This window comes from Vreelandella titanicae (genome assembly GCF_014697095.1).
Classification (GTDB): domain Bacteria; phylum Pseudomonadota; class Gammaproteobacteria; order Pseudomonadales; family Halomonadaceae; genus Vreelandella; species Vreelandella titanicae.
In genome coordinates this window covers 4,219,043-4,231,494 of sequence record NZ_CP059082.1, presented here as the reverse complement: position 1 = coordinate 4,231,494, position 12,452 = coordinate 4,219,043, and the positions used below count along the sequence as shown (strand labels likewise).

Genomic DNA, 12,452 nt, shown 5'->3' with positions numbered 1-12,452 from the left:
GGATTAAAAATGAAAATAACAGCGATAAAAACATATCGACTAAAAGAATTTTCCAATGTGCTTTGGGTGCACGTTGAAACGGATGCTGGTATCGTCGGTTTAGGTGAAACATTTTATGGTGCTGGGGCTGTAGAGGCCCATATACACGAAACACTTTCCGAGCGGTTGTTGGGCAAAGATCCTCTTCATATTGAGGCTTTGCACAAAGAGATGGTATCACTCCCCATGGCGCAGTCTTCAACAGGCGCTGAATACCGCGCAGCCTCTGCTATCGACATAGCTCTCTGGGATATCTTTGGTAAAGTATGTAACCAGCCAGTCCACCAAATGTTAGGGGGGCTTTGTTGGGAGAAAATTCGTATATATAACACTTGCGCAGGTTATCGTTACGTTCGAACCAACAATATCAAGCCGGTTTCAAATTGGAATATAGGTGCCTCAGAGGGGCCTTATGAGGATCTGGACGGCTTTATGAACCGCCCAGCGCAGTTGGCTGAAAATCTCCTGGAGTCGGGTATTACGGCAATGAAAATCTGGCCATTTGACCCTATTGCTGCTGAAACGCGTGGCCAGTACATCACCTCACCGCAAATGAAAAAAGCCATAAAGCCCTTCGAAGAAATACGTAAGGCCGTTGGCGATGATATGGACATTATGGTTGAGTTCCATTCTCAGTGGAATTTACCTACTGCAAAAAATATTGCTAAGGAATTGGAGCAATTTAATCCTACTTGGTATGAAGACCCAATTCGAATGAACTCACCGCAAGCACTTGCTGAGTTTGCTGCTTCTACCTCTGTTTGGACGTGTGCCAGTGAAACGCTTGGCTCTCGTTGGCCCTATAAAGACATGCTGGATCGTGACGCAACCCATGTGGTCATGGTCGATCTCTGCTGGACTGGGGGGTTAACAGAAGGGCGCAAAATAGCCTCCCTTGCCGAAACCTGGCATCGCCCTTTTGCTCCTCATGACTGTATTGGCCCGGTCGGGTTTGTGGCCGCCATTCATATGTCGTTTAGTCAGCCAAACACGCTCATTCAGGAGAGTGTAAGAGCTTTTTATCGAGGCTGGTACACCGAGCTGGTAACGGTTGTACCCAAAATCGAGAATGGCTTTGTATACCCCATGGAGGGGCCAGGGCTTGGCGTTGAGCTTCTGCCCACTTTCTTTAAACGCTCCGATTTGAGCGTGAGAAAAACTTCACTTTAAAGGAGCCACCCATGGCAACGAATCTTTTTGACTTAACGGGTAAAACCGCTCTCATTACCGGCTCTTCACGGGGCTTGGGTCGCGCTTTTGCCGAGGGGCTTGCAAGTGCTGGAGCTTCGATCATTCTTAATGGCACGAGCCTAGAGAGGCTAGAGGCAGCTAAAAGAGAGATGACTCAGAGTGGCTATCATGTCGAAATAGCAGCTTTTGATGTCACCAATGAGAGCGAGGTTAAATCAGCCTTCGACCAATTCGATAAAGCTGGTATCAATATTGACATTTTGATAAATAATGCCGGAATACAATTTAGAAAGCCGATGGTTGAGCTTGAAACATCCGATTGGCACCGTGTAATAGATGCTAATTTAACCTCAGCTTTTGTTGTCGGCAGAGAAGCGGCAAAAAGAATGATTGAGCGTGGTTACGGAAAGATAATTAATATCGGATCCTTAACCAGTGAGCTAGCCCGGGCAACGGTTGCTCCCTACACGGTAGCCAAGGGTGGGGTTAAAATGCTGACTAAGGCGATGGCAGCTGAGTGGGGAGAGCATGGTATCCAGGCTAACGCCATTGGGCCTGGTTATATGTTGACTGATATGAATGAAGCCCTAACCTCAAACCCAGATTTTGATGCATGGGTAAAAAGCCGAACACCTGCCCGTCGTTGGGGAAAGCCTGAGGAACTCGCAGGAACAGCCATTTACCTTAGCTCCGCTGCTTCAGCCTATGTTAATGGACAAATAATTTATGCTGATGGCGGCATGATATCAGTGCTATAGGGGGCCTTTATGCAAACAATAGTCATACACTCCCCCGGTGACTTGCGCGTCGAAGAGCATCAAGAAGCGCATCCGCCTGGTTCAGGTGAAGCAAAAATAACGATTAGTAAAGGTGGTATTTGCGGCTCTGACCTTCATTACTTCCATAACGGCGGTTTTGGTGCGGTAAGGTTGCAAGAGCCTATGGTTCTAGGACATGAAGTAGCTGGTGTTGTCGCGGAACTTGGCATAGGTGTTTCACATTTGAAAGTGGGCGATAAGGTGGCTGTGAATCCTTCTATGCCTTGTGGCAAATGCCAGTACTGTCAAAATGGCCAACGAAACCAATGCGAAGACATGCGTTTTTTTGGAAGTGCCATGCGTTTTCCTCATCAACAGGGGTTGTTTCGCCAAAATATCACGATTCCAGCCCAACAACTCTACCCGCTACAACCCGATACTGACCTGACATATGCTGCCTGCGCAGAGCCTTTAGCCGTTTGTCTCCATGCTGTACGTCAAGCAGGCTCTTTGGTTGGGAGTCGCGTATTAGTCTCGGGATGCGGGCCGATTGGCTGCTTAACGGTACTTTCTGCTGCTCGTGCTGGGGCTCAATATATTACCGCGACAGATCTTTCTGATGCTCCTTTAGCGATTGCGGCTCAATTAGGTGCGCATCGTAGTGTTAATCTCAATAGCCAACCAGATGCGTTGACCTCCCTTGCTCACGGGAAGGGTAGCCAAGATGTTATCTTTGAATGCTCGGGTAGTCCCAAAGCACTTGCGTCGGCATTAGAGATTATTAAGCCCGGCGGTATTATTATCTTGGTCGGTTTAGGTGGTGAGATTCCATTTCCCTTAAATTTAGCGGTTGCTAAAGAGGTTAAGATGATGGGGAGTTTCCGCTTTGACGAGGAATTTTCCCAGGCAGCTGATCTTATTGATAGAAAGGTGGTTGATTTAAAACCTTTCGTATCTTCAGTTATACCTTTTGGAGAGGCAAAGTCTGCTTTCGATCTAGCTTCTCTGCGTGAAAAATCCATGAAAGTTCAGCTTGATTTTGACGGAAAATGAGTTTTTTACATGGTAATTTGTTGTGCTTTTTTTTGATAGAGGTTGATTGAATGTTAAATTTATGTTTGCTATGAAGGGTGCGATGAGTATTTTTATTTATTTACCAAGTATAATATTTTATTTGGCGAGCTTATGCATGGAAAAATAGGCAAGTTTTGTCCGATAACAATGGCTGAATAGATATGAGCAATAAAACTAGTAATGCGGGTCAGAACCTGCTTGATCTCGCCTATGATAAGCTTGAAGAACTCATTGTCACCTGCGAGCTAAAGCCAGGCAGCCATCTTAGGATTCAAGACTTACAAACGATGACAGGCTTTAATCGAATGCCGGTGTATCAGGCGACAACTCGTTTGGCTGCTGATACGTTAATGATTATTCATCCGCGACAAGGTGTCCAGATTTCACCAATAGACTTGTCTCGTGCTTCATTACTGCTTGACTTACGTCGAGACCTTGAAAGGTTTGTTATATCGCTGGCTAGCCAAAGGGCAAGCGACGCGCAAAGAAGTCAGTTTCGCCACATAGCTAACTTGTTAAAAACAAGTGAGTCTTTAACTATCTCTGAATTCAATGCTTATGATAGCAAAATAGACCAAATGGTGCTTTCCGCGTGCGGTGAGCCTTTTCTACAGTATACGCTTAGACCTCTGCATACTATTTTTCGAAGAATTGGCTGGGTTTATCATTCCTATACTGCCGGTGGGGAAAGTCTTGATAGTACCGTGGAAGGTCATATCGCTGTCCTGGATGCCATACTTTCCGGTAAGCCAGAACAAGCCGCACTGGCATCTGATAAGCTTATTGACTTTGTGAAAGATATGTTGCCGGTTTTAAGCGATGAATTACCTCCTAGTGTCTTTGATATAAGAATGGAATTTAAACAACCTTAATTTAATAACAATACTGGAGCTTCCATGGACATAGTCTTTCATGGCAAAAATGCACAAACATTTTTTAGCAATTTTGAATCCCTTCTTGAGGACGATCACACCATAAAACTGTTGCCAGATACGCTCGAATCCGAAGAAGATATTGCTTGCTATGCCGGTGCTGATGTCATTGTTGGTGTCAAACATGATTCATCGCTACCTACTTTAACAAAAACAAAGTTGTTTCATGTCCCAGGCGCTGGTTATGACGGTTTAGACCTCTCTCTGCTTCCAAGCACAACAACGGTCTGTAATTGTTTTGGCCATGAGCAAGCCATCGTTGAGTATATTATATCAGCTCTGCTGCTGAGACATGTTCCTCTAGCGGATGCTGATAAAAAATTAAGACATCGTGACTGGGAGTATTGGGCTGGTGGTGCATCAGGCCTACGCACTGAGCTATCTTCTGAATCCATAGGTATCATCGGTTTTGGACATATTGGGAAAGAATTGGCAAGTCGAGCTCATGCTTTTGGAATGGATGTTTCAATAGCAAATAGGAGCATAGTTGAAGCGTCTAACCAAATAAAAAAATATTATGCTTTTGATGATCTATCTTCTATGTTGAAAGATGTCGATATTGTCGTTAATACGCTTCCGCTGTCTAAAGATACTGAAGGTTTTATTGGTCAAAAAGAGTTTAAAGATATGAAAAGGAGCGCTGTTTTTGTCAATGTTGGTCGTGGCCGCGTGGTTGATGAGAAAGCGTTATTTGATGCCCTAAATGAGTCGAGAATTGCTAGCGCGGTCATAGATACTTGGTATGTCTATCCAGCAGGCTCAGAGTCGAACCCTTTACCCGCTTCTCTTCCTTTCCATGAATTAGACAACGTGATTATGACCCCGCACATGTCAGGATGGACACACGGTACGGTAAAGCGCCGCCAGTTAACGATGGCACGCAATATTAATAAACTTTCCAAGGGTGACGGCGATCTTGTGAACATTGTTTCTACTTAAATGCCAATTAAATCAGAGATCTGCTTGTGAATCTTTACCCATAATTAAAACGGCATAGTTTGCTGATGATATAGCTTCAGCGGCAGATGCGGAACTGTTTCCTCTCGTGTTAAAGTGCGAGAATTTATAGGGCCTGTGGACGTTTCGTCGTGATTCACGCTGAAACGTCCACAGGCCCTTGTTTAACTGTAAGCGTAAATTTAAGGCACAATGGCATGATTTGAATAGCCATTTAGGCAAAAGGATAACGGTAATGAGCAACGATACGACGGGTTCAACAGAAGGAAAAACAGCGCCGCGGAATGATCTGCTGGTGTGGATTGATCTAGAGATGACCGGTCTCGATCCTAATAAAGAGCGCATCATTGAAGTAGCCACGCTCATTACAGATGCGGATTTGAATGTGGTCGCCGAGGGGCCGGTTATTGCGGTGAAGCAGCCCGATAGTCTGCTGGCGCAGATGGATGACTGGAACCAGAAAACCCACGGCGAATCAGGCTTAGTCGCACGCGTGAAGGCAAGCCAAGTGGAAACCGCTGAAGCTGAGCAGCAAACCCTGGCGTTTTTGCAGCAGTACGCAGTGGCAGGTTCGTCGCCCATGTGTGGCAACAGCATCCATCAGGATCGTCGTTTTCTCGAGCGTGAAATGCCTGCGTTGCTCAACTTTTTCCACTACCGCAATCTTGATGTGTCTACCATAAAAGAAGTGGCCAAACGCTGGAACCCCGGTGCGCTGGCGGGCTTTAGTAAACAGAATGTGCACTTGGCCATGGACGATATTAAAGAGTCGATTGCCGAGCTGGCCCACTACCGCAATACATTTTTACGCGTTGATCAGCGCAGCGACGAAGAAGAGTAAGCGCTTAAGCCCCGTCAGTAGTAATTAGCTCACCGCGTTTGAGGCGCTGCTCCTCAAGCGCCCAGGCGACGTGTTCACGCACCAGCGAGCTTGGGTAGGCTCTGCGCGCCCAGAGCGCGGCTTCAACGGCCTCGCTCCAGGGCGCGTTGCCCAGGCCAATGGCGATATTGCGCAGCCAGCGCTGGTAGCCAATGCGCCGAATGGGGCTGCCAGCGGTTTTATCCAGAAACTCCGCTTCGCCCCAGCCAAACAGGCTAATAAGCGATGCGCGATCCAGGTCATGGCGCGGCGCAAAGTCATCTTCCTGGGTAATATGGGTAAAACGCGTAAAAGGGCATACCAATTGGCAGTCATCGCAGCCGTAAATACGGTTGCCCATGGTGTGACGAAACTCGACTGGAATCGCCCCGTGCAACTCAATAGTGAGATACGAAATGCACTTGCGCGAGTCGACCACTTTATCGTCAACAATGGCGCCGGTGGGGCAGGCCACCTTGCACGCGTTACAGCTTCCGCAGTGTTCGTGCTCAAACGGTGCGTCAATGGGCAATGGAAGGTCAGTATAGAGTTCGCCAACAAAAAACAGCGAACCCGCCTTGGGGTTGAGCAGCATGGCGTTTTTGCCAAACCAACCAAGCCCCGCTTTTTGAGCCAGAGCGCGTTCCATCACCGGCGCTGAGTCGACAAAAGCGCGGTAACCGAAGCTGCCGACTTCCTGCTCAATTTTTTTTGCTAATAGGGCTAACCGTTTGCGGATTAGCTTGTGATAATCACGGCCAAGGGCGTAGCGCGATACATAGGCGCGGTTGGGCTGACCGAGCACCTTGGTGCTCTCCACCTCGGCGGGCAGGTAATCCATGCGCACGCTGATAATGCGTTGAGTGCCGGGTTCCAGCTCCTCTGGGCGAGTGCGCTTGGTGCCATGCTTGGCCATAAAGCCCATTTCGCCGTGGTAGCCCTTTTCCAGCCACGCGTCGAGGTGGTCTGCATGAGCCGACAGTTCAGTATCGGTGATGCCCACCTGCTGAAAACCCAGCTCTCGCCCCCAGGTTTTAATCAGGTCGGCAAGGCGAGCAAGTTTCTGGTCAGTCATTGCACCATCAGAACGTGCAAAGGCAGTGGAATTCGACATAGTCAATCAACAGCAAGGCATTAAGCGCGCTATGCTAACGCATTGGCAGCCATCAAAACATGTGAAAGGAGCGATCGTGACAGTCCCGAATACTTCCATGCTACGCCCCCTCTATAAAGCCGCCCAGGTTCAGGAACTCGATCGGCGCACGATCGCCGGGGGTATCGATGGCTTTGCATTGATGCAGCGCGCCGCCTCAAGCGCCTGGCACAGCTTCCGCTCCCGCTGGCCACAAGCACGTAGTATCACCGTGCTATGTGGGAGTGGCAACAACGGTGGCGATGGTCACGTGCTGGCAGCGCTAGCCATGCAGTCGGGCCTCAAAGTGCAGCGGATAACCCTTAAGTCCGTTGAAGAGCTCAGCGGCGACGCGGCCCGTGCCGCAGAATTAGCAACATCCGCGGGCGTGGGCTGCGAGGAGTGGCACGCTGGGATTGAGCTCACCGGCGAAGTGATTGTTGATGCATTGCTGGGTACCGGGTTGACCGGTGAAGTAGAGGGGCGCTTCAAGCGTGCTATTGAAACGATCAACGCTGCAAAGCAGCCAGTCCTGGCGATTGATATTCCCTCTGGATTGGTTGCCGACACCGGTGCGGTACCGGGTATTGCTGTGAAGGCCTCCTGCACGGTGACCTTTATTGGCGATAAGGTTGGATTACATACAGGTGATGCCCCTGCCTATACTGGCGAGATCGACTTTCGACCCCTGGGTGTCAAAGCCCAGGCCTATTTCGATATTCCCCCCACGGCTTGGCGGCTGGATGATTCGCTGCTGGCAGAGGCTTTTGCACCACGCCTGCGTACCAGCCATAAAGGCGACATGGGCCATGTGCTGATCATGGGCGGCGCCCCTGGTTTCGGAGGTGCCGCGCTGCTGGCCTGTCAGGCTGCTGCCCGCTTAGGGGCGGGTAAAGTAAGCTTGGCGACTGCCCCAGAACATATTGCCGCCAGTTTGGTGCGTTGCCCGGAGGTGATGGCTCATGGCGTACGCGGTGGCGCTGAGGCCGCTGAACTGCCCAGTAACGCTGACGTTGTGGTGGTCGGGCCAGGGCTTGGCCAAGCTGCCTGGGGGCAGGCGGTGCTGCAGAGTGCGCTGCAGGCAGATAAGCCGCTGGTGGTAGATGCCGACGGGCTTAACCTCCTGGCGCGCCAGTGGCCGGAGGTTCGCCGTGATAACTGGATTTTGACTCCACACCCCGGTGAGGCCGCGCGACTATTGAACTGTTCCGTTGCCGATATCCAGTCCGACCGGCCCGCTGCTGCCCAGGCACTGCAACGCGCTCGGGGTGGTGTGGTGATTTTAAAAGGCGCGGGCAGTTTAATTGCTGGGCCTAGCGGTTTGGTGGTGTGCCCTTACGGGAACCCCGGTATGGCCAGCGGCGGCATGGGCGATGTGCTCAGCGGCATGCTGGGGGCGTTGGTTGCTCAGCGGGGCGAGGTAGAGTTTAGTGTCTGGCTAGGTGCCATGGTGCATGCGTTAGCGGCCGATCGCGCGGCAGCGGAAGAAGGCGAGCGTGGCCTGCTGGCCAGCGATCTGGCATCCTATGCGCGAAAATTGATTAATCCGTGAAGGCAGCCCACATGCAGGTGCAATTAGACAACGAAGAGGCCCAGGTCGCTTTTGGCGAAACTCTCGGGCACGTATTGCAAGGACGCGGGCTCGTCTATCTAGAGGGTGAGCTAGGTGCCGGTAAAACCACGTTAACGCGTGGCATCCTGCGGGCTTACGGCCATCAAGGGGCGGTTAAAAGCCCCACTTACACCTTGGTAGAGCCTTATGAGTTGAACGATCAGCGGGTTTATCATCTGGATTTATACCGCTTAGCGGATCCAGAAGAGCTTGAGTTTATTGGTGGTCGAGACGTGCTGGCCGACGATGCAGTCACCATTATTGAGTGGCCCAGCCGCGGTGAAGGGTGGTTGCCAGCGCCTGACCTGCGCCTAACCTTGGAAGTAGTGGCGCAAGGGCGTTTAGTCTCATTAGCTGCGGGTAGTGATAACGGTCAGCGTATGCTTGAATTATTGCGAAGTAAGGTAAGTGCAGTCAGTAAAGAAGGTTCCGACCAGTTGGAGAACGGTGTGATTCAATGGAAATGAAGGGCATAGCGGCAGGCGTATATCGCTTATTAGCCGCCGGTTTTTTTGCCCTGGCGGCGGTTGATGTACAAGCGTCCAGCGTAGAGAGCATGCGGCTTTGGGCGGCGCCAGATCATGCCCGGCTGGTGTTTGATCTCTCCGCTGCGACTAATGCCAACGTATTTTCGCTGGAGAACCCGGCGCGGTTGGTGATTGATTTAGATGATACCCAAATGGATACCGACCCCAGTACGCTGCCTTTGCACGACAGTGCAATTACCTCGGTGCGTACCGGCGTGCGGGAGGGTGGGGGCCTGCGGGTAGTGCTTGAACTCAATCGAGAAATTGAGCCACGCCATTTTACCCTGACACCTAACGACCAGTACGGTCACCGACTGGTCGTTGATCTCGAATATCCTGGTGAGAGTGCCGTCGAGAATCCGATTGACCCCATTGAGGCGATGATTCGGGACCAGGAAATTCAGGCCCAGCGGGCATCTGCTCAAGGCCAGCTGTCGGACAGCGTGGCGCCGCCTAGCGAGGCAGCGCCGACAGAAGTGCAGGAAGCCAAGCCGCACCCAAGGCGCGATATTATTATTGCCGTCGACGCCGGTCATGGTGGTGAAGACCCAGGGGCGATTGGCCCTTCAGGCACACGGGAAAAGGACGTAGTGCTGGAAATTGCCCGTCGCCTAGCCGCTGAAGTGAACGGTACTGAGGGCTTTAAAGCCGTGCTGGTGCGGGATGGTGACTACTATATAGGGTTGCGTCAGCGTACCGCACTGGCACGTGAGCAGAAAGCCGACTTTTTTGTTTCGATACACGCCGATGCTTTCACCAGCCCAAGACCCCAAGGGAGCTCGGTCTATGCGCTTTCTCAGCGCGGCGCCACCTCGGAAACCGCCCAGTGGCTGGCGGATAGTGAGAACCGCTCCGACCTTATCGGCGGTGTCGATGGCAGTCTCTCCTTGCGTGATAAAGACCAGGTGCTGCGCGGCGTGTTGTTGGATTTGACCATGACTGCCACGCTGAATGACTCGCTCTCGATCGGTGGTCAGGTATTGGAGCAGTTAGGCCGCATTAACCGGCTGCATAAGTCGCGGGTCGAGCAGGCTGGGTTTATGGTACTGAAGTCTCCCGATATCCCCTCGCTGTTGATCGAGGTTGGCTTTATCTCTAACCCTGACGAAGAGCGTCGGCTACGCGACCCAGTACACCAATCAGGGCTTTCTCAGGCTATCTTCAGCGGTTTGCGCGAGCATTTCGAGCGCTTCCCACCGCCGGCCAGCCTGCTTGCCTGGCAGCGTGATAATCAGCGTCGCCCTTCGGGTAACGAGTACCGTATTCAGTCGGGAGACACCCTGTCAGCGATTGCTGTGCGTCATGGCGTGCCGGTTAATCAGTTGAGGCAGGCCAATGACCTGAATGGTGACGTGATTCGCGTTGGCCAAGTGTTACAGATTCCCCGTTCATGAGGTGCCGTGTTGACTGATATAACCGCTATCGCACCGCGTATACAGGTACTCGACCCACGGTTGGCCAACCAGATTGCCGCCGGTGAGGTGGTTGAGCGCCCCTCATCGGTCACCAAAGAGTTGATAGAGAACGCTATTGATGCGGGCAGCCAGCGTATCGAAGTAGAGATCGAGCAAGGGGGCGCGCGGCTGATCAAAGTGCGCGATGACGGGATTGGCATTGGCGAAGAGGATTTGCCGCTGGCCCTGGCCCGCCATGCCACCAGTAAGATTGGCAGCCTGGAAGACTTAGAGGGCGTTAGTTCGCTAGGCTTTCGCGGTGAAGCGCTGGCATCGATTAGCTCCGTCTCGCGGCTGGAGCTGATCTCCAATGCCGAAGACGACCCCCGCCATGGCTGGCGGGTGGTTGCGGAAGGGCGGGGCATGGAAGCACGGGTGACACCTGCGCCACACCCCCGTGGTACCAGCGTTGGCGTGCGCGATCTGTTTTTTAATACCCCCGCCCGGCGCAAGTTTCTGCGCACAGAAAAGACCGAATTTGCCCATGTAGAAGAGGCATTTCGCCGTCAGGCGCTATCCCGCTACGACATCGCCTGGGTATTGCGCCATAACCAAAAAGTCATTCACCAGTTGCCCGCCGGTCACTCTGCGGCGGCCCGGGAGCGGCGTATTGCCTCGCTGCTGGGCAAGAATTTTATCGAGCATGCTCGCTATATCGAGCGCGAAGCGGGCGGTATTCGGCTAAGCGGCTGGGTTGGCTTGCCCACCCACTCGCGCTCACAGGCTGACCAACAGTACTTTTTTGTCAATGGACGCGTGGTGCGTGATCGTTTGGTCGCCCACGCGGTGCGTCAGGCCTATCGTGATGTGCTGTTTAACGGCCGTCATCCGGTCTTTGTGCTTTATCTGGAGCTTGATCCAGACGTTGTGGACGTCAACGTCCACCCCACCAAGCATGAAGTGCGCTTTCGTGATGGTCGTATGGTTCACGATTTTCTCTATTCGAGCCTCCATCACTCCCTGGCGTCGGCTAAACCCGCTGAGAGTGCAGAGGAGCATGATGCCGAGGTGGCTGATACGTCAGGCGCATCGCCACAGGGCGAAGCTTCAGAAGTGGGTGCCGAACAACCCCGCTGGCAGCAGCAGGGGATTGCGCTGACCCACTCGCCGGATCGCCACCCCGGTGCTGAGCGCGTGCGCCGCTTTATGCAGGGTTATCAGGCGCTACACCCCAATCACGAAGAAACGCTGTTAACGCCTCAGCCGAGCCCTCCCAGTGAGCGAGGTAGTGAGGTGCGTGAAGCGCCCCTGGCGATGCCTGATAACGATCCCACTGCGCCACCACCACTAGGGTTTGCGCTAGGGCAGTTGCACGGCATTTATATTCTGGCCCAGAACGCTGAGGGATTGGTGCTGGTGGATATGCATGCCGCCCATGAGCGAATCGTCTATGAGCGCATGAAGACACAGCTGGCCGCTGCCAAAGGGTTGGATGCGCAGCCGCTGCTAGTGCCTGTCTCCATTGCTGCTAGCCGGGCCGAAGTGGCCACGGCAGAGAGCGAGCAAGAGGCAATTGCCAAGCTGGGTATTGAGCTGGATATCGCCGGGCCAGAGACGCTGCTGGTACGCCAACTGCCGGCGTTACTTGCCCAGGCTGATCCTGAGGCGCTGGTGCGTCAGATGCTGGAAGAGCTGGCGCGCTATGGGCGTACCCATCAAGTCGAGGCTAGGGTGCATGAACTACTCTCTACCATGGCCTGTCATGGCAGCGTGCGTGCCAACCGTCGGCTTACTATCGACGAGATGAACGCGCTACTGCGCGACATGGAGCGCACCGAGCGCAGCGACCAATGTAATCACGGTCGTCCCACCTGGACGCAGATGGGGCTCAAAGCGCTTGATCGGCTCTTCTTGCGCGGCCAATAGATGCTTGAACAACAGCTGCGCAATCAGTAATCACCATTTTCTTAGCTAATG

11 protein-coding genes are annotated in these 12,452 nt (G+C 52.5%); 10 read left to right on the top strand and 1 reads right to left on the bottom strand.

The features are described 5' to 3' along the window. Positions 1-9 precede the first annotated feature (9 nt). The 6 genes from HZS52_RS19575 to orn all read left to right on the top strand — a co-directional run bounded on the left by HZS52_RS19575 (position 10) and on the right by orn (position 5,792). Entirely contained in the window at positions 10-1,209 is a 1,200-nt protein-coding gene (locus tag HZS52_RS19575; RefSeq protein ID WP_138800058.1) for a mandelate racemase/muconate lactonizing enzyme family protein, read from the top strand. 11 nt (positions 1,210-1,220) lie between these two features. Next, positions 1,221-1,988, top strand: a complete 768-nt coding sequence (locus tag HZS52_RS19570; protein WP_190373429.1) for an SDR family oxidoreductase — start codon at positions 1,221-1,223, stop codon at positions 1,986-1,988. 9 nt (positions 1,989-1,997) lie between these two features. After that, entirely contained in the window at positions 1,998-3,041 is a 1,044-nt protein-coding gene (locus tag HZS52_RS19565) for an L-idonate 5-dehydrogenase (RefSeq protein ID WP_190373428.1), read from the top strand. A gap of 182 nt (positions 3,042-3,223) precedes the next feature. Further along, entirely contained in the window at positions 3,224-3,934 is a 711-nt protein-coding gene (locus HZS52_RS19560; protein WP_190373427.1) for a GntR family transcriptional regulator, read from the top strand. Between the two features lie 24 nt (positions 3,935-3,958). After that, positions 3,959-4,933: a 2-hydroxyacid dehydrogenase gene (locus tag HZS52_RS19555; RefSeq protein ID WP_190373426.1), complete on the top strand. Its 975-nt coding sequence runs from the start codon at positions 3,959-3,961 to the stop codon at positions 4,931-4,933. A 253-nt stretch (positions 4,934-5,186) separates the two neighbouring features. Then, positions 5,187-5,792: an oligoribonuclease gene (orn, locus tag HZS52_RS19550; RefSeq protein ID WP_190373425.1), complete on the top strand. Its 606-nt coding sequence runs from the start codon at positions 5,187-5,189 to the stop codon at positions 5,790-5,792. Between the two features lie 4 nt (positions 5,793-5,796). Here orn and queG read toward each other — a convergent pair whose 3' ends face one another. Continuing rightward, positions 5,797-6,924, bottom strand: a complete 1,128-nt coding sequence (gene queG / locus HZS52_RS19545) for a tRNA epoxyqueuosine(34) reductase QueG (RefSeq protein ID WP_423250060.1) — start codon at positions 6,922-6,924, stop codon at positions 5,797-5,799. Positions 6,925-7,021: 97 nt separating this feature from the next. Between queG and HZS52_RS19540 the strand changes: the two genes are divergently transcribed. The 4 genes from HZS52_RS19540 to mutL are packed head-to-tail and all read left to right on the top strand — an operon-like array spanning position 7,022 to position 12,401. After that, positions 7,022-8,494, top strand: a complete 1,473-nt coding sequence (locus HZS52_RS19540) for a bifunctional ADP-dependent NAD(P)H-hydrate dehydratase/NAD(P)H-hydrate epimerase (RefSeq protein WP_035539151.1) — start codon at positions 7,022-7,024, stop codon at positions 8,492-8,494. An 11-nt stretch (positions 8,495-8,505) separates the two neighbouring features. Then, on the top strand, positions 8,506-9,021 hold the full coding sequence (gene tsaE / locus HZS52_RS19535) for a tRNA (adenosine(37)-N6)-threonylcarbamoyltransferase complex ATPase subunit type 1 TsaE (RefSeq protein WP_039859770.1): 516 nt from the start codon (positions 8,506-8,508) through the stop codon (positions 9,019-9,021). After that, positions 9,012-10,475, top strand: coding sequence for an N-acetylmuramoyl-L-alanine amidase (locus HZS52_RS19530; protein ID WP_041158036.1), 1,464 nt, complete (start codon positions 9,012-9,014; stop codon positions 10,473-10,475). The genes tsaE and HZS52_RS19530 overlap by 10 nt, the downstream gene beginning before the upstream one ends. 18 nt (positions 10,476-10,493) lie before the next feature. Continuing rightward, complete coding sequence (gene mutL, locus HZS52_RS19525) at positions 10,494-12,401, top strand: DNA mismatch repair endonuclease MutL (RefSeq protein WP_041158154.1); 1,908 nt, start codon at positions 10,494-10,496, stop codon at positions 12,399-12,401. The last annotated feature ends 51 nt before the right edge of the window (positions 12,402-12,452 follow it).